The 19,992-nt window shown below is 44.2% G+C and carries 18 protein-coding genes; 16 read left to right on the forward strand and 2 right to left on the reverse strand.

The window, feature by feature from the left end:
* Positions 1 to 92 precede the first annotated feature (92 nt).
* A complete protein-coding gene (locus KXD37_RS09605) occupies positions 93 to 1,103 on the forward strand; it encodes an LLM class flavin-dependent oxidoreductase (RefSeq protein ID WP_188323312.1) in 1,011 nt (336 codons plus the stop codon).
* Between the two features lie 48 nt (positions 1,104 to 1,151).
* On the opposite strand, the gene araR is transcribed toward KXD37_RS09605, so the two are convergent.
* The gene (gene araR / locus KXD37_RS09610; RefSeq protein WP_263463498.1) at positions 1,152 to 2,240 is read right to left on the reverse strand and encodes an arabinose utilization transcriptional regulator AraR; all 1,089 of its coding nucleotides are present in this window, start codon (positions 2,238 to 2,240) and stop codon (positions 1,152 to 1,154) included.
* A 203-nt stretch (positions 2,241 to 2,443) separates the two neighbouring features.
* Between araR and araE the strand changes: the two genes are divergently transcribed.
* From araE to gap, 3 genes are all read left to right on the forward strand, one after another.
* On the forward strand, positions 2,444 to 3,838 hold the full coding sequence (gene araE, locus KXD37_RS09615) for an arabinose-proton symporter AraE (protein WP_024122896.1): 1,395 nt from the start codon (positions 2,444 to 2,446) through the stop codon (positions 3,836 to 3,838).
* Positions 3,839 to 4,135: 297 nt separating this feature from the next.
* Positions 4,136 to 5,158, forward strand: coding sequence for a gapA transcriptional regulator CggR (cggR, locus tag KXD37_RS09620; protein ID WP_106019573.1), 1,023 nt, complete (start codon positions 4,136 to 4,138; stop codon positions 5,156 to 5,158).
* A 46-nt stretch (positions 5,159 to 5,204) separates the two neighbouring features.
* Positions 5,205 to 6,212: a type I glyceraldehyde-3-phosphate dehydrogenase gene (gap, locus tag KXD37_RS09625; protein ID WP_010331916.1), complete on the forward strand. Its 1,008-nt coding sequence runs from the start codon at positions 5,205 to 5,207 to the stop codon at positions 6,210 to 6,212.
* 112 nt (positions 6,213 to 6,324) lie between these two features.
* Here gap and KXD37_RS09630 read toward each other — a convergent pair whose 3' ends face one another.
* Positions 6,325 to 6,477 (reverse strand): hypothetical protein, encoded by a 153-nt coding sequence (locus tag KXD37_RS09630; RefSeq protein ID WP_188323311.1) that lies wholly within the window; start codon positions 6,475 to 6,477, stop codon positions 6,325 to 6,327.
* Positions 6,478 to 6,525: 48 nt separating this feature from the next.
* On the opposite strand from KXD37_RS09630, the gene KXD37_RS09635 reads away from it, so the two are divergent.
* The 12 genes from KXD37_RS09635 (at position 6,526) to KXD37_RS09690 (ending at position 19,990) form a co-directional block, all read left to right on the forward strand.
* The gene (locus KXD37_RS09635; RefSeq protein WP_095712992.1) at positions 6,526 to 7,710 is read left to right on the forward strand and encodes a phosphoglycerate kinase; all 1,185 of its coding nucleotides are present in this window, start codon (positions 6,526 to 6,528) and stop codon (positions 7,708 to 7,710) included.
* 30 nt (positions 7,711 to 7,740) lie between these two features.
* A complete protein-coding gene (gene tpiA, locus KXD37_RS09640; protein ID WP_010331914.1) occupies positions 7,741 to 8,502 on the forward strand; it encodes a triose-phosphate isomerase in 762 nt (253 codons plus the stop codon).
* Positions 8,495 to 10,030 (forward strand): 2,3-bisphosphoglycerate-independent phosphoglycerate mutase, encoded by a 1,536-nt coding sequence (gpmI, locus tag KXD37_RS09645; RefSeq protein ID WP_106021986.1) that lies wholly within the window; start codon positions 8,495 to 8,497, stop codon positions 10,028 to 10,030. The genes tpiA and gpmI overlap by 8 nt, the downstream gene beginning before the upstream one ends.
* 27 nt (positions 10,031 to 10,057) lie before the next feature.
* Positions 10,058 to 11,350, forward strand: a complete 1,293-nt coding sequence (gene eno, locus KXD37_RS09650; RefSeq protein WP_007409956.1) for a phosphopyruvate hydratase — start codon at positions 10,058 to 10,060, stop codon at positions 11,348 to 11,350.
* A gap of 182 nt (positions 11,351 to 11,532) precedes the next feature.
* Entirely contained in the window at positions 11,533 to 12,810 is a 1,278-nt protein-coding gene (locus KXD37_RS09655) for a M20/M25/M40 family metallo-hydrolase (RefSeq protein WP_101864767.1), read from the forward strand.
* Positions 12,811 to 13,071: 261 nt separating this feature from the next.
* Complete coding sequence (locus tag KXD37_RS09660) at positions 13,072 to 14,406, forward strand: nucleotide sugar dehydrogenase (RefSeq protein ID WP_188323310.1); 1,335 nt, start codon at positions 13,072 to 13,074, stop codon at positions 14,404 to 14,406.
* Positions 14,407 to 14,454: 48 nt separating this feature from the next.
* Positions 14,455 to 15,585: a DegT/DnrJ/EryC1/StrS family aminotransferase gene (locus KXD37_RS09665; RefSeq protein ID WP_106019570.1), complete on the forward strand. Its 1,131-nt coding sequence runs from the start codon at positions 14,455 to 14,457 to the stop codon at positions 15,583 to 15,585.
* The gene (locus KXD37_RS09670) at positions 15,582 to 16,511 is read left to right on the forward strand and encodes an NAD-dependent epimerase/dehydratase family protein (RefSeq protein WP_095713000.1); all 930 of its coding nucleotides are present in this window, start codon (positions 15,582 to 15,584) and stop codon (positions 16,509 to 16,511) included. The genes KXD37_RS09665 and KXD37_RS09670 overlap by 4 nt, the downstream gene beginning before the upstream one ends.
* Entirely contained in the window at positions 16,477 to 17,721 is a 1,245-nt protein-coding gene (locus KXD37_RS09675) for an aminotransferase class V-fold PLP-dependent enzyme (protein ID WP_106021988.1), read from the forward strand. The genes KXD37_RS09670 and KXD37_RS09675 overlap by 35 nt, the downstream gene beginning before the upstream one ends.
* Positions 17,722 to 17,737: 16 nt before the next feature.
* Entirely contained in the window at positions 17,738 to 18,619 is an 882-nt protein-coding gene (locus tag KXD37_RS09680; protein ID WP_106019568.1) for a GNAT family N-acetyltransferase, read from the forward strand.
* Positions 18,592 to 19,350, forward strand: a complete 759-nt coding sequence (locus tag KXD37_RS09685) for a WbqC family protein (RefSeq protein WP_101859935.1) — start codon at positions 18,592 to 18,594, stop codon at positions 19,348 to 19,350. The genes KXD37_RS09680 and KXD37_RS09685 overlap by 28 nt, the downstream gene beginning before the upstream one ends.
* Complete coding sequence (locus tag KXD37_RS09690; protein ID WP_024122884.1) at positions 19,313 to 19,990, forward strand: PIG-L deacetylase family protein; 678 nt, start codon at positions 19,313 to 19,315, stop codon at positions 19,988 to 19,990. The genes KXD37_RS09685 and KXD37_RS09690 overlap by 38 nt, the downstream gene beginning before the upstream one ends.
* Positions 19,991 to 19,992 lie beyond the last annotated feature (2 nt).

The raw sequence follows: 19,992 nt of genomic DNA on the forward strand, positions 1-19,992 counted from the left end.
GCAGTTGTGTTATGGTGTGATAGAAGTCCTTTCGATAAAGACATAACAGCATGAGGCTGTTTACTTATATCACAACTGCAAAGGAGAACAATATGTCTAACAACCAACGCAAAGATACCTTGCTTTCTGTCTTGAATTTATCTCCTGTTGTTCAAGGGGGAACGATAGCAGAGTCATTCCGAAACAGCATGGACTTGGCGCGCCGTGCAGAGGAGTGGGGCTATCACCGCTATTGGCTTGCAGAGCATCATAATATCGAAGGTGTCGCAAGCTCTGCCACCGCGGTTCTGATCGGCCATATAGCCGGCGGCACAAAGAAAATCCGCGTCGGTTCCGGCGGTATTATGCTTCCGAATCACTCGTCACTTGTCATCGCTGAACAATTCGGCACACTGGAAACACTGTATCCCGGACGGATTGATCTGGGGCTCGGACGTGCACCGGGAACAGACCAATTGACTGCAAGGGCGCTCCGCAGAAACATCGGCAGCGGTGAAGATTTCCCAGAACAATTAGAGGAACTGCGCAATTACTTTAAACCGTCAGGAAACGTGCGCAATCAAGTCCGCGCCATTCCGGGAGAGGGCATAGATGTGCCGATTTGGCTGCTGGGCTCAAGCGATTTTAGTGCCCGTCTTGCAGGTGAGCTGGGCCTTCCGTTTGCATTCGCTGCTCATTTCTCACCGGCGAATACGGTTCCCGCTTTGGAGCTGTACCGCAATTCCTTTACACCGTCAGAAGTGCTCGATGAACCGTATGCGATGGTCGGCGTAACGATTATCGCCGCAGATACAAACGAGAAAGCGCAGCATCTGGCTACATCGCATTACCAGCGATTCCTTGATCTTGTCCGCGGCACGCCGAACCAGCTGAAGCCGCCAGTAGAAGACATGGATCAAATCTGGAGCCCATATGAAAAGGCAATGGTTCATGAGCAGCTTAGTTCAACCATCGTCGGCGGTCCTGAAGAAGTGAAGGAAAAGCTTGAAGACTTTGTCAAAACAACTCAGGCCGATGAAATTATGGTCAACTCAGAAACCTTTGATCACGCTGACAGAATGCGTTCATTTGAAATCGTGGCTGACATTTGGAAAAACAGATAAAGGCCATAAAAAAAAGCAATGTAAAGGGGAAACCCATACATTGCTTTTTTATTCATTCAGCTTTCTTGCGGACTGGCGGATGATCAGCTCAGGCTCAAAAATGACATCTTCCTGCTTAGGCTTTTTATGCTCCAAACAGTCAATAACATATTTTGCAGCCGCTTTTCCCAGCGCAGACTTCGGGTGCTTCACAGAGGTTAATTTCACCTCGGAGATTTGTGCGAAATGGGAATCATCATACCCAACGATGGACATATCCTCAGGCACCTTGATATCCATCTCCCGAAGCATATCAATAACCTTCAGTGCAATTTCATCATTATAGCAAAGAATAGCAGTCGGCATGTTTTTGCTGTTTTTCTCCAGTGTCTCTTTTACTTTCTCCAGCAGCTTTGATTCCTTTTCTTCCGTCGTAAACGTCACAATCATATCCGGAGAAGGAAATAACTCACGCTCGCGATGCGACTGTATAAATCCGTTCATCCGTTTGACACCCTGCGTGTCATCAGCTTTAAAAATACCCATCATGTGCGTATGGCCGAGAGAGAGCAGGTGCTCGGCCGCCATCATGCCGCCTTTCACATCATCCAGAGTAAAACTCGGTGCGGCAAGCTCGGCGTATGACGCATTAATCATCGCAAAAGGAATGCCGTTTTTTTCTAAATTGAGATAGTAGCCAATATTCGGCGTTTGCAGAGCGCTTTTTGTCGGTTCTACAATCAATCCGTCAATATGCTGTGACAGCAGGTTTTCTAATCCTCTGCGTTCATTATCCGGATTGTTGTTTGTGCTTGTCAGAAGCATAGAATATCCCTGCTCGCTTAAATAAGACTCGATTCCCCTAATGATGCTCGGAAAAATATAGTCTGATATGTAGGTCGTCAGAACGCCGATCGTTTTATTGGAATGCAGCGCTGATTTAGCAGAGCGTGAAGCGACAAAGGTGCCCCCGCCTTGCACGCTGTAAAGCAGGCCTTGCGATACGAGGTCTCCAATGGCTTTACGAATGGTATGCCGGCTGACGCCAAATTGCTGCATTAACTCGTTTTCGGTAGGGATCTTTTGATCGGGCAGAATTTTGCCTTGATTAATCCATGAACTGATTTCTTCTTTTACTTGAGCATATTTTGGTAACATATCCATTCCTCCAAAATGTATACGGACAAATTTCAGTATATCACAGTGATCTATACAAGAAAACATTGACAGAAAATGCAAACGGGATTATTCTATATTTGTACGTACTAATAAACAGTAATTTTCGTTAAATTTTTAAATAAGTACGTACAATTGGAACGAAAAATGTAAACGCTTTACTCAACTTTCGGGAGGGCAGAGAAATGAAGAATACTCCAACTCAATTAGAACCAAATGCTCCTGTAACAAGAAGCCATTCAATGGGATTTGTGATTTTGATATCATGCGCGGCGGGGCTTGGCGGTTTATTGTACGGCTATGACACTGCAGTTATTTCCGGTGCTATTGGTTTTCTAAAGGATTTATACAGCCTGAGTCCGTTCATGGAGGGGCTGGTGATTTCAAGCATTATGATTGGAGGAGTTGCGGGAGTCGGGGTATCCGGGTTTTTAAGCGACAGGTTCGGGCGCAGAAAAATCTTAATGACAGCGGCCCTGTTATTTGCGGTATCAGCAGTTGTTTCTGCTGTTTCACAAGACGTGTCGACCTTAATCATTGCGAGAATTATCGGAGGTTTGGGGATCGGAATGGGTTCGTCATTATCCGTCACTTATATTACGGAAGCGGCGCCGCCCGCCATACGCGGAAGTTTATCTTCCTTATATCAGCTCTTTACGATACTAGGTATTTCCGCAACGTACTTTATTAATCTCGCTGTCCAGCGCTCCGGAACATATGAATGGGGCGTGCAAACCGGCTGGAGATGGATGCTCGCTTACGGAATGGTGCCATCCGTTATCTTTTTCCTTGTCCTGCTGGTCGTGCCGGAAAGTCCAAGATGGCTGGCGAAAGCAGGCAGAACAAAAGAAGCGTTATCGATTCTGACACGCATTAATGGAGAAACTGTCGCAAAAGAAGAATTGAAGAACATTGAAAACTCTTTAAAAATAGAACAAATGGGGTCACTATCACAGCTCTTCAAACCAGGTCTCAGAAAAGCGCTTATCATTGGAATCCTGCTGGCGCTCTTTAATCAAGTGATCGGCATGAACGCCATCACCTACTACGGACCGGAAATCTTTAAAATGATGGGATTCGGACAAAATGCCGGATTTGTGACAACCTGTATTGTCGGTGTCGTGGAAGTCATTTTTACCGTCATCGCAGTTTTATTGATTGATAAAGTCGGGCGCAAAAAACTGATGTCCATCGGTTCTGCTTTCATGGCTATTTTTATGATCTTAATCGGGACGTCGTTTTATTTTCAGTTAACAAGCGGATTTATGCTGATCTTCTTTATATTAGGGTTTGTCGCCGCGTTCTGTGTATCGGTTGGGCCGATCACATGGATTATGATTTCTGAAATTTTCCCGAACCATCTGCGGGCGAGAGCCGCAGGGATCGCCACCATCTTTTTATGGGGAGCAAACTGGGCGATCGGGCAGTTTGTGCCGATGATGATCAGCTCGTTCGGACTGGCCTACACGTTCTGGATCTTTGCCGTCATTAACATTCTCTGCTTCCTGTTTGTCGTCACAATCTGTCCGGAAACGAAGAATAAATCGCTCGAAGAGATTGAAAAGCTATGGATAAAATGAAAACGCTTTAAAATATGTAGCCCTTTCGATTGAGAGGGCTCTTTTATTTTGTGCGCACCATTAACGGTTTGCTGTATAAGATAGAGATATAAAGGAAAAAATATTGAATAATAAACGCAGCTGCATGAAAACTGCGCGAATATTGTCGATGAATTGGCTCTTAACAGTTGAATAAACATTTCCACCCTGTTAAAATAATTAAAGAAAGCAGAAATGATTTTTTTTGGCTATGATGGGACGTTTTTTGTCATAGCGGGACGTTTGGTGTCCAGCAAAAAAGGAAGGAACGTTTGAGTCATGAACCAGTTAATACAAGCTCAAAAAAAATTATTGCCTGATCTTCTGCTCGTTATGCAAAAGAGGTTCGAAATCTTGCAGTATATCAGGCTGACAGAACCCATCGGCCGCAGAAGCCTGTCTGCCAGTCTCGGAATCAGCGAGCGTGTGCTGAGAGGCGAGGTTCAGTTTTTGAAGGAACAGAATCTGGTCGATATTAAAACAAACGGCATGACGCTGACAGAAGAAGGTTATGAACTGCTTTCCGTTTTAGAAGATACGATGAAAGATGTTTTAGGTTTGACGCTTTTGGAAAAGACATTAAAAGAACGTTTAAATCTAAAGGACGTCATTATTGTATCCGGAGACAGCGATCAATCCCCATGGGTCAAAAAAGAAATGGGAAGAGCGGCTGCCGCATGTATGAAAAAAAGATTTTCAGGCAAAAATATCGTCGCTGTGACCGGCGGTACGACAATTGAAGCTGTCGCCGAGATGATGACGCCGGATTCTAAAAACCGCGAGCTTTTGTTTGTGCCTGCAAGAGGCGGTTTAGGCGAAGACGTAAAAAACCAGGCGAACACCATATGCGCGCATATGGCGGAAAAGGCTTCAGGCACTTACCGGCTTTTGTTTGTTCCGGGACAGCTGTCACAAGGCGCCTATTCATCTATTATTGAAGAACCTTCTGTCAAAGAGGTGCTGAACACGATTAAATCAGCGAGTATGCTGGTTCACGGAATCGGCGAAGCTAAAACTATGGCTGAGCGGAGAAACACACCTTTAGAAGACTTAAAGAAAATAGATGATAACAACGCGGTGACAGAAGCGTTCGGCTACTATTTTAACGCGGACGGCGAAGTGGTCCATAAAGTGCATTCTGTCGGAATGCAGCTGGATGACATAGACGCCATTCCCGATATAATAGCGGTAGCGGGCGGATCATCAAAAGCCGAGGCGATCGAGGCTTACTTTAAAAAGCCGCGCAACACGGTTCTCGTCACTGACGAAGGAGCCGCAAAGAAGTTATTAAGGGATGAATAATCCCTCAATATAAATATCTCTCACTTATTTAAAGGAGGAAACAATCATGGCAGTAAAAGTCGGTATTAACGGTTTTGGTCGTATTGGACGTAACGTATTCCGCGCAGCATTAAACAATCCTGAAGTTGAGGTAGTAGCGGTTAACGATTTAACAGATGCTAACATGCTCGCTCACCTTTTACAATATGATTCTGTACACGGAAAATTAGACGCTGAGGTTTCAGTTGACGGTAACAACCTTGTTGTTAACGGTAAAACAATTGAAGTTTCTGCAGAACGCGATCCTGCTAAACTTAGCTGGGGTAAACAAGGCGTTGAAATCGTAGTTGAATCTACTGGTTTCTTCACAAAACGCGCAGACGCTGCGAAGCACTTAGAAGCTGGCGCGAAAAAAGTAATCATCTCTGCTCCTGCTAACGAAGAAGATATCACAATCGTTATGGGTGTTAACGAAGATAAATACGATGCGGCTAACCACGACGTTATCTCTAACGCATCTTGCACAACAAACTGCCTTGCGCCGTTTGCAAAAGTACTTAACGACAAATTCGGCATCAAACGCGGTATGATGACAACAGTTCACTCTTACACAAACGATCAGCAAATTCTTGATCTTCCGCACAAAGACTACCGTCGTGCGCGTGCAGCAGCTGAAAACATCATCCCAACTTCAACTGGTGCTGCTAAAGCAGTTTCTCTAGTTCTTCCTGAACTAAAAGGCAAACTGAACGGCGGAGCAATGCGTGTTCCAACTCCAAACGTTTCTTTAGTTGACTTGGTAGCTGAACTGAACCAAGAAGTAACAGCTGAAGATGTAAATGCAGCTCTTAAAGAAGCAGCTGAAGGAGATCTTAAAGGAATCCTAGGCTACAGCGAAGAGCCATTAGTTTCTGGCGACTACAACGGAAACAAAAATTCTTCTACAATCGATGCTCTTTCTACAATGGTTATGGAAGGCAGCATGGTAAAAGTAATCTCTTGGTACGATAACGAAAGCGGCTACTCTAACCGCGTTGTTGACCTTGCAGCTTACATCGCTAAAAAAGGTCTTTAATTCATAGCTGAAAAAAGGACCTGACTTGGTTCTTTTGAATAGAAGCGCTATAATGAAAGCGGACAAGGGAAGGGGACGGACTCCCTTTCCCTTTTTCCATGAAGACCGGCTTTCAGAAAACGTTCTGTGAAAGAGAAGCATCTGCGTTTTGCAGCTTTCCGGCGCCTTTGCCTGCGGCCACTGCCCTGGCTTCAGACGATCTGCCCTGTGCCGAAAAGTATGCGATCTGCCCTCGCGGAGTAATCGCTTGATCAGACGGTTTCACGTTTTTCGTGCTGCATGCAAACCATTTTGAAGGAGGATCTCCTAAAGCATGAATAAGAAAACTCTCAAAGACATCGACGTAAAAGGCAAAGTTGTATTCTGCCGCGTTGACTTTAACGTTCCAATGAAAGACGGGGAAGTAACAGACGATACACGTATCCGTGCTGCACTTCCGACAATCAAACACCTTGCAGACCAAGGCGCGAAAGTCCTTCTTGCGAGCCACTTAGGCCGCCCGAAAGGCGAAGTTGTTGAGGAGCTTCGTTTAACTCCTGTTGCTGCACGCCTCGGCGAACTGCTTGGCAAAGAAGTGAAAAAAGCGGATGAAGCATACGGTGATGCTGTAAAATCACAAATTTCCGACATGAAGGACGGAGACGTTCTTGTATTGGAAAACGTACGTTTCTACCCTGGTGAAGAGAAAAATGATCCTGAGCTTGCAAAAGCATTTGCTGAGCTTGCAGATGTATATGTGAATGACGCATTCGGTGCTGCCCACCGTGCTCATGCATCTACAGCTGGAATTGCCGAGCATCTGCCAGCGGTTGCAGGTTTCTTAATGGAAAAAGAGCTTGACGTACTCGGAAAAGCAATTTCCAACCCTGATCGTCCGTTCACTGCCATTATCGGCGGAGCGAAAGTAAAAGATAAAATCGGCGTCATCGAAAGTCTTCTTGATAAAGTAGACAACCTGATCATCGGCGGCGGTCTTGCTTACACATTCGTTAAAGCGCTTGGTTATGAGGTTGGTAAATCTCTGCTTGAAGAAGATAAAATCGAGCTTGCGAAAACATTTATGGATCGCGCGAAAGAAAAAGGCGTTAACTTCTACATGCCTGAAGATGTACTCGTTGCAGATGATTTCTCTAACGATGCAAACGTAAAAATTGTGCCGATCTCTGAAATCCCTAGTGATTTAGAAGCGATTGACATTGGTACAAAAACACGCGAAACGTATGCTGATGTAATCAAAAACAGCAAACTTGTCGTGTGGAACGGACCGATGGGCGTATTCGAAATCGACTTGTTCGCTCAAGGAACAAAAGCGGTTGCGGAAGCATTGGCAGAGGCAAAAGATACATACTCTGTCATCGGCGGAGGAGACTCTGCAGCAGCGGTTGAAAAATTCGGCCTAGCTGACAAAATGAGCCACATCTCAACAGGAGGCGGCGCATCCCTTGAGTTCATGGAAGGCAAAGAGCTTCCAGGGGTAGCTGCACTGAACGATAAATAATTTTAAAACTGCTATAAGGAAGTGGAACAGATGAGAAAACCAATTATAGCCGGTAACTGGAAAATGAACAAAACACTCGGCGAGGCTGTCAGCTTCGTTGAAGAAGTGAAATCTTCCATTCCAGCAGCAGACAAAGCGGAAGCTGTTGTTTGCGCGCCAGCGCTTTTCCTAGAAAAGCTGACTTCTGCTGTTAAAGGCACTGACCTTAAAGTCGGCGCCCAAAACATGCACTTCGAAGAAAGCGGCGCGTTCACAGGCGAAATCAGCCCGGTTGCTCTGAAAGACCTTGGCGTTGACTACTGCGTCATCGGCCACTCTGAGCGCCGTGAAATGTTCGCTGAAACTGATGAAACAGTTAACAAAAAAGCACATGCTGCTTTCAAACACGGCATTGTGCCGATCATCTGTGTTGGTGAAACGCTTGAAGAGCGCGAAGCCGGCAAAACAAATGATCTTGTGGCTGACCAAGTGAAAAAAGGCCTTGCTGGTCTTTCTGAAGAACAAGTTGCAGCTTCTGTTATTGCTTATGAGCCAATCTGGGCAATCGGAACAGGCAAATCTTCTACATCTAAAGATGCGAACGACGTGTGTGCGCATATCCGTAAAACCGTCGCTGAAAGCTTCGGCCAAGAAGCGGCAGACAAGCTTCGCATTCAATATGGCGGAAGCGTAAAGCCTGCAAACATTAAAGAATATATGGCAGAGTCCGATATTGACGGTGCTTTGGTCGGCGGCGCGAGCCTTGAGCCACAGTCATTCGTTCAATTATTGGAGGAAGGTCAATATGAGTAAAAAACCAGCTGCACTCATCATTCTTGATGGGTTCGGATTACGAAACGAAACAGTAGGGAACGCAGTCGCTTTGGCGAAAAAACCGAATTTTGACCGCTATTGGAATCAGTATCCTCATCAGACACTGACTGCTTCAGGCGAGGCTGTAGGTCTTCCTGACGGACAGATGGGGAACTCCGAAGTAGGCCACTTAAATATCGGTGCGGGCCGTATTGTGTACCAAAGCTTAACACGCGTAAATGTTGCCATTCGCGAGGGAGAGTTCGAACGCAATCAAACATTCCTTGACGCGATCAGCAATGCGAAAGAAAACAACAAAGCCCTGCATCTGTTCGGTCTATTATCAGACGGCGGCGTGCACAGCCATATCAATCATTTATTCGCGCTGTTAAAGCTTGCGAAAAAAGAAGGGCTGACAAAGGTATATATCCATGGCTTCCTTGACGGCCGTGATGTAGGTCCGCAAACAGCGAAAACGTACATCAACCAGCTGAACGAACAAATCGAGGAAATCGGTGTCGGAGAAATCGCCAGCATTTCCGGACGCTACTACTCAATGGACCGCGACAAACGCTGGGACCGTGTAGAAAAAGCGTACCGTGCAATGGCATACGGCGAAGGCCCGACATACCGCAGCGCACTGGATGTTGTTGATGATTCATATGCGAATGGAATCCACGATGAATTCGTTATTCCATCTGTCATCACAAAAGACAACGGTGAGCCTGTTGCGAAAATCGAAGACGGCGATTCTGTGATTTTCTATAATTTCAGACCGGACCGCGCCATCCAGATTTCCAACACGTTCACGAACAAAGACTTCCGCGATTTCGACCGCGGCGAGAATTATCCGAAAAACCTGCATTTCGTCTGCCTGACTCACTTCAGTGAAACAGTTGACGGCTATGTGGCGTTTAAACCGATAAATCTTGATAATACAGTCGGAGAAGTATTATCTCAGCAAGGATTAAAACAGCTTCGAATTGCAGAAACTGAAAAGTATCCGCACGTCACGTTCTTTATGAGCGGCGGCCGTGAAGCTGAATTCCCGGGTGAGGAGCGTATTCTTATCAACTCGCCGAAAGTCGCAACATACGACTTGAAGCCTGAAATGAGTGCGTATGAAGTGAAGGACGCGCTTGTCAAAGAAATCGAAGCTGACAAGCATGACGCGATTATCCTTAACTTCGCAAACCCAGACATGGTCGGCCACTCCGGAATGGTTGAACCTACAATTAAAGCGATTGAAGCAGTGGACGAATGCTTAGGCGAAGTCGTTGACGCGATTCTCGCTAAAGGCGGACACGCTATCATTACCGCTGATCACGGTAATGCTGATATTCTGATCACAGAATCAGGCGAACCGCACACTGCACATACGACAAATCCAGTCCCTGTAATTGTTACGAAAGAAGGCATCACGCTGCGTGAAGGCGGAATCCTAGGCGACCTTGCACCAACGTTATTAGACCTTCTCGGTGTTGAAAAACCGAAAGAAATGACTGGAACATCTTTAATTCAAAAATAAGCTGAAAATCAAAGGAGAGACAAACTCATGCCATACATTGTTGATGTTTATGCACGCGAAGTATTAGACTCCCGCGGCAACCCAACAGTTGAAGTTGAAGTATATACAGAAACAGGAGCATTCGGCCGCGCATTAGTGCCAAGCGGAGCTTCTACAGGTGAATACGAAGCAGTTGAGCTTCGTGACGGCGACAAAGACCGTTACCTTGGAAAAGGCGTGTTAACAGCTGTTAACAACGTAAACGAAATCATTTCTCCAGAGCTTCTTGGCTTTGATGTAACTGAACAAAATGCAATCGACCAGCTTTTAATCGAGCTTGACGGTACTGAAAACAAAGGCAAACTTGGTGCGAACGCAATCCTTGGCGTATCTATGGCTTGTGCACGTGCTGCTGCTGATTTCTTACAGATTCCTCTTTACCAATACCTTGGAGGATTCAACTCAAAAACGCTTCCTGTACCGATGATGAACATCGTCAACGGCGGAGAGCATGCTGACAACAACGTAGATATTCAAGAATTCATGATCATGCCAGTAGGTGCTCCTAACTTCCGTGAAGCACTTCGCATGGGCGCTCAAATCTTCCACAGCCTGAAATCAGTTCTTTCTGCTAAAGGAATGAACACAGCTGTAGGTGATGAAGGCGGATTCGCTCCAAACCTTGGTTCTAACGAAGAAGCGCTTCAAACAATCGTTGAAGCAATCGAAAAAGCCGGCTTCAAACCTGGCGAAGAAGTAAAACTTGCAATGGATGCTGCATCTTCTGAGTTCTACAACAAAGAAGACGGCAAATACCATCTGTCTGGCGAAGGCGTTGTGAAAACATCTGCTGAAATGGTTGACTGGTACGAAGAAATGGTTTCTAAATACCCAATCATCTCTATCGAAGACGGACTTGACGAAAACGACTGGGAAGGCCACAAGCTTCTTACTGAGCGTCTTGGCAAAAAAGTTCAGCTTGTTGGTGATGACCTCTTCGTTACAAACACGAAAAAACTTGCTGAAGGTATCAAAAACGGCGTAGGCAACTCTATCCTGATCAAAGTAAACCAAATCGGTACATTGACTGAAACATTCGATGCGATTGAAATGGCGAAACGCGCAGGCTACACTGCTGTTATCTCTCACCGTTCTGGTGAAACTGAAGACAGCACAATCGCTGACATCGCTGTGGCAACAAACGCAGGACAAATCAAAACAGGTGCTCCGTCACGTACGGACCGTGTAGCGAAATACAACCAGCTTCTTCGCATCGAAGATCAGTTGGCTGAAACTGCTCAATACCACGGTATTAACTCTTTCTACAACTTGAATAAGTAATAAAAAGACCGCCGAGATATGTCTCGGCGGCTTTTTTTATGCAAACTTTCCTAGCTGTCATTCTTATTCTCCTTCTATATGATTACCTTGATTTGGTAATTAGTATTCATTTTATTGCTTTTTAAAGGAATCAACACAGCAGAACCGAAAAGAAAGGAGTGAATAAGAGGAGGAATGTAAGAATGAAACTGATATTAATGGCCGCAGCACTGGCCGGAAGCGTCATATGGGGAGCTTCGGCTGAACAGCTGAATGAGAAGCAGCCTCTTTCTGTGTCTGAAATGGCCCCGTTGTTTGATGAAGAGCATGCGTATGAAACCATTCATGAGCTTAGTGAAGTCATAGGTCCGAGAGAAACAGGGACAGAGAAAGAAAAAGAAGCGGCATCATACATATCGAAACGGCTTCAAGATGAGGGGTTAACTGTTCGGATTCAGCCATTTCATGTGAAAACATATTTTACTGGTTCAGTAATGGCAGGCGATCATGAATATCCAATACGCTCAGCAGATAAGAACTTTGTGGAAGATGAAGAAAAAATAGAGGCTGCCGTCTTTGACGGAGGCTATGGGTTAAACCTTGAAGTAAAAGAAGCAAAAGGAAAAATAGCCGTTATTAGAGAGGGGAAAATATCAGTATCTCAAAAAATAAAAAACGCCCAAGATGCTGGTGCGAAAGCTGTCATTATTTATAACCGCAAGACAAAACCTCTCGCGATCCGTCCGGTAAAACCAAAACACACCACAATACCGACAGCGGGAATGAAAAAAGAAGACGGAGAAGCTTTGCTGAAAGAAAAGCAGGCTGTCATTCAATTTAAGAACTATCAAAACCGCACTTCACAGAATATAATAGCGACACGCAAAGCGCAGCACACAAAACACCCGGATATTCTTTATGTAACTGCCCATTATGACACAGTTAAAGGTGCACCTGGGGCTGATGATAATGCATCAGGCACATCTGCTGTGCTGGAGATGAGTAAGCAAAGCAAGGATCTTCCTAAAAACAAAGAAATCCGTTTTATCTTATTCGGAGCTGAAGAGCTGTGGTCAGCGGGTTCCTCATATTATGTCAGTACGCTTACATCAGATGAAATCAAACACAGCCGGGCAAACTTTAACGCTGATATGATTGCGACTGACTGGAAAGAAGCCAGCCAAATGTATATAACCACTCCGGATGGCAAAAAAAATGCAAGTGTCAATTATGCAGTAAACGCTGCCCGGAAAGCACAGCTTGAAGCACCTCGCCTCACACAACTGGGATACTCGGATCACGTGTCTTTTTATGAAGCGGGCATACCTTCAGCTAATTGGATTTGGCTCAGCCCGGATACACAAGAGCCTGGTTCATGGTATCACACTGAAAATGATAATATAACACATATCAGCAAAGATAGATTGAAGGAAGCGGGGCAGCTCTTGCTATCTGCTGTAAAAGAGGCGAATATAGAATAAAAAACAGGCTTCGGCCTGTTTTTTAATTTTTCACTAAATTCTTTCAATTAAGGGAGATTCTCTCACCATTCTCCTAATAAATACCTTATCATAGGTACGTAAAATACCAATTACTAGTAAATCACAACATAATGTCCTACAAAATAAAAGGATACAAAACTCATTTACCGTTTTTTTACTTTTGTTATAATTGCAGTATCGATCGATAATTGTTTAATTTTGTAAAAATATATCCTTTTCTATCTTATAGGGGGTCCAAAAATGAATCCTGTCACACAAGAAGCTCGAAACCTAGGTCATAAGCGGCTTTTAGAATTGATTGAAACAAAACAGGCTGTTGTAGGTGTATTAGGGATGGGATATGTGGGGTTTCCTCTTGCATTGGAATGTGTCAATAAAGGATACAGCGTCATCGGCTTCGATAGGAACAGCGAAAAAGTTTCTTTGCTGAAAGACGGGCACAGCCATATTCGGGATATAGACGATAACCAATTAAAAGCGGTATTACAAACAGAGCGTTTTCAAGTGAGTGAGAATATGTCTCTCATTGAACATTGCGACATTATTGTGATATGTGTTCCGACACCTTTGAACAAAAAAGATAAAATTCCCGATCTAAGCTACATAGACAGTGCAGTTGACAGTATGTTGGCTTACGGAAGAACAAATCAGCTCTTAATTTTAGAAAGTACAACCTATCCGGGTACAACCAAACAAAAAATCGCCGATAAAATGGCAACAGGGCGGCAGGTAAACATAGGCTCAGATTTTTTTATAGCTTATTCTCCTGAACGAATTGATCCTGGGAACAGCCAATATGAAGTTGCCGATATCCCTAAAGTGGTCGGCGGAATGACCCGGAATTGTACAAAACTTGCCTCAGCGTTTTACAACACTATCGTTACAAGCATTCATCCAGTAACCTCACCTGAAGTAGCAGAAACAGCTAAACTCCTAGAGAATACCTACCGTTATGTAAATATAGCTCTCATCAATGAAATGGCACTTAATTGCCGAGAACTCGATATTGATATATGGGAAGTGATCAATGCAGCAGACACAAAGCCGTTCGGGTTTCAAAAATTCAGCCCCGGCCCTGGCGTAGGCGGCCATTGTATACCGATTGATCCTTTTTATTTTAAATGGATAGCCAATCAAAAGGGATTGCAGACAAAGCTGATTGATTTAGCTGATGAAATTAATTCTGAAATGCCGTTTTCAGTGTCCGACTATGCCATGAAGCTGGTTGATAAAGAACCGTGCAGCATTTTATTAATAGGTGCTGCTTATAAAAAAAATACCAATGATTCTCGTGAGTCTTCTGCATTTGCAATTATCGATGATCTGATGAAAAAGGGATGCACGATAGATTACTATGATCCTTTTATCAGTGAAATTCGCCTGGAAGACGGCAGCATCAAGCGCTCCGTCCCTTTCACTAAGGAGAAGATCAACCAATATGATGTCGTCATTATTCATACTGATCATGATGATATAAATTACAGCATATTGCGGGATACAGCCCCTATTATTTTCGATACCAGAAATATTTGCAGAGAAAAAATGGCTGACAATGCAAAGCTTGTCACACTATAGGAGGGAACTACCATTAGTAAACGATTTATCTCTTTTCACAGACCTGATATCACAAACGAAGAACTGGAAACTGTAGCCGAAACAATCAAGTCAGGATGGATTTCAAAAGGTCCGAAAGTGATTGAATTTGAAAAAAAGCTGGGCGAATATCTAGGCGCGGAACACGTAATCAGCTGTAATTCAGGAACAGCTGCCTTACACATGGCATTGCTTGCACTCGGTGTAGGAAAAGGCGATGAAGTTATTGTTCCAAGCTTCACGTTTTGTTCAAGTGTAAACGTCATTTTGCATGTCGGAGCAACCCCGGTTTTTGCGGACATCTGCGAGGATGATTTATGTATAGATCCGGAAGATGTTAGACAAAAGCTTTCACCGCGCACAAAAGCAGTCATTGCGGTCCATTTTGCAGGTTATCCGGCAAATTTGGATGAGCTTAGCAGCATATGCAAGGAAAATGGACTGTACTTGATTGAAGATGCCGCTCACGCGCTTGGGACAAGATATAACGGGAAGATGATCGGCACACATGGAGATGCAGTATGCTTCAGCTTTTATGCAACCAAAAATATTACGACGGGAGAAGGAGGAGCTCTTATTCTTAAGGATGAAGAGGCAGCCGAGAGAGCGAGACTGTATGGGTGGCATGGCATTACAAAAAATGCTTGGAATCGATACGGTGAAAAGGGCAGCTGGCGATATGATGTTTTACTTCCCGGCTTTAAGTACAACATGACAGATATCCAGGCTGCGCTCGGGCTCATTCAATTGAAACGTGCTGCTGAGATCCAAGAAAAACGGACAAGAATCGCAAAGTATTATGCGTCTGAGCTTACAAATCAATCAGAAAGAGCAGAACTTCCTTTGACAGACATCCCCAGCTATATCACCCACTCTTGGCATTTGTTTATTCTGCGGGTGAAAAAACGCGGGGAAATGGAGCGAGACCAGTTTATTGAAAATATGAAAGCGAAAAATATTGGCTTGAGTGTCCACTTTATCCCTGTGCATATGCATCCCTACTATAGTGAGCATTTTCCCGCAAAGCTGCCGGTAACTGAACGCATCTTTCCTGAAATTGTATCACTGCCTCTTTATAGCCAGCTATCGAAGGAAGATTGTCAATATATCGTTCAATCAATTAAAGATGTTTTATCTTTAAGCCAGGAGGTCGGACAATGAAACACATTGCTATCTTAGGTGGAGCAGGCTTTATAGGAAGTGAATTAGCCGGGTTATTACAGAATAAAGGCTATCATGCGATCATCGCTGATCAAAAAAAACCGGATTTTCAGGCGGAGTTCCGACAAACGAATATTTTAGATCGGCAATCGCTTAAGGAATCATTAAAAGGAGCAGATGCTATTGTTCATTTAGCGGCAATGGTCGGAGTAGACAGCTGCCGCAGCAATGAAGAGGACGTCATCAAGGTAAATTTTGAGGGAACGAAAAACGTAACGGAGGTATGCAAGGAGCTAGGCATCAAAACCCTTCTTTTTTCCTCCAGCTCAGAGGTATTCGGGGACTCACCCGATTATCCGTATACGGAATCGAGTAAGAAGCTCCCTAAATCTGCTTATGGAAAAGCAAAATTGAAGTCAGAGGAATATTTGAGGGAGCAGGCATCAAACTCGTTGAATGTCAGAGTTGTCCGGTACTTTAATGTATACGGCCCGAAGCAGCGGGAGGACTTTGTCATTAACAAGTTCTTCAGTTTGGCTGAATCTGGTGCAGAGCTTCCTCTTTATGGAGACGGCGGCCAAATCAGATGCTTCAGCTACATTAGTGATATCGTTAACGGAACATATCTGGCACTTCTGCATAAAGGCAGTGTTTTTGAAGATTTCAACATAGGAAACAATATGCCCATCAGCATAAAAGGGCTGGCAGAGAAAATCAACGTAATGACAGGCAGGAAGAAAGAGAATTACACCTTTAAAAAGCTGGGTGAGGATGGTGTCCGAGGTAAAGACATTGAAATTTTCAAACGTGCTCCTTCCATCGAGAAGGCAAAGCGAATGCTTGGATATGCTCCTAAAGTTCACCTTGATGAAGGCCTGAGGATGATTAAAGTTGAAAGACAAAAACAAAAACTTCCATTATCCTGAGAATCCCAAACAGATCAAGTTTCCCATTTATGCGAGGCAGCTTTCAGGCAGAAGTCTTTTCCCGGCATTCACTCATTTCATCTCAGCTAAAAAAACCAGGTTGGCAGAAAAACTGGAAAAACGCTATGGAAAGGGTATCGAATTGACTTCGAGCGGAAGTGCGGCGTTGGTGCTTGCACTGAAACTTTCCGGAGCGGAGCCTGGAAAAGAAGTTATTTTTTCTTCTTTCAGCTGTCCGAATGTAATTGATGCTGTGCTTCAATCCGGGGCTTCTCCAGTTTTCGCTAATCTGGATGATGATTTATCCTTGTCTTTTGAAGATGTGAAAAACAAAGTGACCGAGAGGACATGCGCTGTCATTTTGACGCACGTCTACGGTCGGAAGGAAAACATGAATCTTATTGAGTGGGCGAAAGCGAAGCGTATTCGTGTCATCGACGATGCTGCTCAGGCTATGTTTACAAAACAAGCCGGAACATTTGCAGGCGGTTTGGGGGATTTTGGTATCTTGAGCTTTGGAATGTCGAAGCCTCTCGGCAGTATAGGGGGCGGAGCATTAATCGCTCGGAAAGATGTGCTGGACAAAATCAGCAGGCTGCCGATGGAACAGCGAAAGCAAGTAGATGCTGATTATGATGCTTATATGAGACAGCAGCGAATGCAGGCCTTGATGAGTTCTAAGGCTCTATCTTTCTTATTCAGAAAAGCAGGTGTTCGTACTTCTTTAAAAGCGAGCAAACTTGAAGTCCTTCCGAAAAAACCTGCTACTGTCCCTTTATTGCGAATGCATCCGGTGAGACAAGCCATTATCGAATACCAGCTGTCCAAGATGGAGCGGTTGGTGAAAGACTCATCAAGAAATTTGGAGACGGCAAGATACATTTTTGCGGAGGCAGAAGAGTTATACGGGATCAAGATGATTCAGCCTCAGGCGGGAGAGAGCCTGAACTATTTGACAATCGTATTTCCTCATGAAGGCGAAAGGTACGATTGCTCCGTTTATTTAGCGGCAAAAGGCATTCAAACATGCTGGAACTACCTTCCTCTTCACCTGATTCCGCTATATCAGCCTTATTCACAACTTGAGGATGAAAATTCTCTTTGGAAAAGAGTTCTTTCACTGCCGTTCAAACCGCCTCTTGGTACAGAGCAGGTGAAGTATATTGCTGAAACTGTTTTAACGTATGCAAAGCAAAAGAATAAGAAATGAATGTTGGTGATATATCGTGGAAAAAACAGCATTTTCCGTAACTCCTCAAGCATGGGATCGGGCTGCTGACATATTTCAGGTTGGGTTGTTTCAAAGCTATGATTGGGGGAAGCTCATGGAAGAGCTCCCCAATACCTCGTTTCACCCCGTCAGGCTGACATCGGACGGCGGACAAGTGATATATGTTCCGGTGTTTGAGCAGAATGGCTCGCTCAGCGGTAATATGATAGGATACGGCGGCGTCATTTCAGACCGTCCAATTTCATTCGAATGGCTGCAAAGCGAAATCAAAGCATTATTTGGACAGAAACTATCGCGGCTCCTGCTTCCGCATGACCAAACCCCTTTTATCGAAGAAACGGGAGAACAATGGGTGGAGAAAACAACACACATTTTGTCGCTTCCCGATACATTTGAAGAGCTATGGACAAACTGTTCGGGAAAAGCACGGACTGCAGTCAGATATGCGGAAAAGAAAAATGTATCCGTCCGCTTAATCGGACAGGAGTCGATTCATGAGTTTTACGATTTGTATAAGGCGCATATAGCAGCTATCGGCGCAGCATATATGCTAAGCCAGGATTTTTTTCAGAGGCTGCATGAAAGCCTTGGCAGACAAGTCTTTTGGGTAGGGGCATTTCTTGAGAATGAAATGATCAGCAGCAGTATTTTTCTATATGACCATTCTCATTTCTATTATTGGCAGAATGTAAACAGCCCTGCCGGTAAAGAAACGCAGGCTTCTTATCTGTTAATGCGGAACGCTTTATCATTCGCCATCGACAAGAAGCTTCAATGGGTTGATTTTGGATATTCTCACAGTAAAGAAATTGCCAGACCGAAACGATATTGGGGAGCTGAAGAGAAACGATGTCGACATTTCACAGAAACGGAGTAAAAGTGGTAAGCGGCCATCAGTCCAGTTATCTCCCTTGGTATGGTTTTTTTGAAAAAATTCATAAATCAGATGTATTTGCGATTCACGATACAGCCCAGTTTGAGAAAAAAGGATTTCTCAATCGGAACAGGATAAAAACGTCTCAAGGCCCTACGTGGCTGACTGTTCCTCTGCAGATGAAAAATTATAAGGATATTGAGCTACGTGATATGAAAATTGATCAAGAACAAGACTGGCGAAAGAAACACTGGATGGCGATAAAAATGAATTATGCAAAGGCTCCCTATTTCGAGGAATATCAAATGTTTTTTAAAGATGTCTATCAGCAGGAATGGGAGTACCTTCACGATTTGAATATGTACATCATTGATTTTTTTCTGCGTGAACTTCGTATTTCAACGCCAATTTGCTATGTTTCGGAGCTCGAATGCCGGAATGAAAAAAAGAGTGATTTTGTGCTCGCACTTTGTAAGGAACTAGGGGCTGATCATTATTATTCAGGCAGCCAAGGATCAGACTATTTAATAGAAAGTGATTTTGATAGAAGCGGAATTACAATCGAATACCAGCAAATCAGGACAATACATTATCCGCAGTTATTCGGAGAGCACATTCCTCATCTCTCTATGCTTGATATGCTTATGAATTGCGGGGCGGATATTTCCGAAACGTTAATCAAAGGGGGACAATATAATGAAAGTAATGGTATTTGCGGCGCACCCGGACGATGAAATTATCGGCGTCGGCGGAGCTCTGGCGAAACATGTCCGTCAAGGAGACAGTGTGTCGGCTGTCATTATGGCTGAGGGAAAATCGTCCAGAAAAGAAGATTATGAAAAACCTTGTGATTCGCTCATGCAGCATTCCTATAGTGAAACGGAACAAGCGCTTAGCACGCTCGGCATAAGCGATTTTGTCAGATTAAATCTTCCTGATAACAGGCTTGATTCACTGGATTTGCTGGATGTCGTAAAAGAAGCAGAAAAACAAATTGAACGCTTTCAGCCGGATATTGTATATACACAATACGGCGGTGATATTAATATTGACCATACCGTAGTATTCAGAGCGGTGATGACGGCAACCCGCCCGCTTCCAGGTCATTCCGTAAAACAGGTCCTGGCATACGAAACATTATCCTCGACAGAGTGGAACTATTTGAATAAGGATCAATTCCACGCGAATTTCTTCATTAATATAGAAGAAGAGCTTGAACTGAAGCTGAAGGCTATGGCGTGCTACGATTCGGAGCTGAGGGATTTCCCGCATCCGCGGTCCTTGCAAGCGATTGAAAATAATGCATATGTTTGGGGAGCTAAATCCGGTTTTTCTGCAGCAGAAGCTTTTATGCTTGTGAGAGGGACGTGGTGACG

The sequence above is a fragment of the Bacillus sp. XT-2 genome, from assembly GCF_025696525.1.
GTDB lineage: Bacteria > Bacillota > Bacilli > Bacillales > Bacillaceae > Bacillus > Bacillus halotolerans.

Excerpts from the sequence above, each read along its gene's own strand:
- KXD37_RS09605 (WP_188323312.1), top strand. The coding sequence starts at position 93 with ATGTCTAACAACCAACGCAAAGATACCTTGCTTTCTGTCTTGAATTTA.
- araR (WP_263463498.1), bottom strand. The coding sequence starts at position 2,240 with ATGTTACCAAAATATGCTCAAGTAAAAGAAGAAATCAGTTCATGGATT.
- araE (WP_024122896.1), top strand. The coding sequence starts at position 2,444 with ATGAAGAATACTCCAACTCAATTAGAACCAAATGCTCCTGTAACAAGA.
- cggR (WP_106019573.1), top strand. The coding sequence starts at position 4,136 with ATGAACCAGTTAATACAAGCTCAAAAAAAATTATTGCCTGATCTTCTG.
- gap (WP_010331916.1), top strand. The coding sequence starts at position 5,205 with ATGGCAGTAAAAGTCGGTATTAACGGTTTTGGTCGTATTGGACGTAAC.
- KXD37_RS09635 (WP_095712992.1), top strand. The coding sequence starts at position 6,526 with ATGAATAAGAAAACTCTCAAAGACATCGACGTAAAAGGCAAAGTTGTA.
- tpiA (WP_010331914.1), top strand. The coding sequence starts at position 7,741 with ATGAGAAAACCAATTATAGCCGGTAACTGGAAAATGAACAAAACACTC.
- gpmI (WP_106021986.1), top strand. The coding sequence starts at position 8,495 with ATGAGTAAAAAACCAGCTGCACTCATCATTCTTGATGGGTTCGGATTA.
- eno (WP_007409956.1), top strand. The coding sequence starts at position 10,058 with ATGCCATACATTGTTGATGTTTATGCACGCGAAGTATTAGACTCCCGC.
- KXD37_RS09655 (WP_101864767.1), top strand. The coding sequence starts at position 11,533 with ATGAAACTGATATTAATGGCCGCAGCACTGGCCGGAAGCGTCATATGG.
- KXD37_RS09660 (WP_188323310.1), top strand. The coding sequence starts at position 13,072 with ATGAATCCTGTCACACAAGAAGCTCGAAACCTAGGTCATAAGCGGCTT.
- KXD37_RS09670 (WP_095713000.1), top strand. The coding sequence starts at position 15,582 with ATGAAACACATTGCTATCTTAGGTGGAGCAGGCTTTATAGGAAGTGAA.
- KXD37_RS09685 (WP_101859935.1), top strand. The coding sequence starts at position 18,592 with ATGTCGACATTTCACAGAAACGGAGTAAAAGTGGTAAGCGGCCATCAG.
- KXD37_RS09690 (WP_024122884.1), top strand. The coding sequence starts at position 19,313 with ATGAAAGTAATGGTATTTGCGGCGCACCCGGACGATGAAATTATCGGC.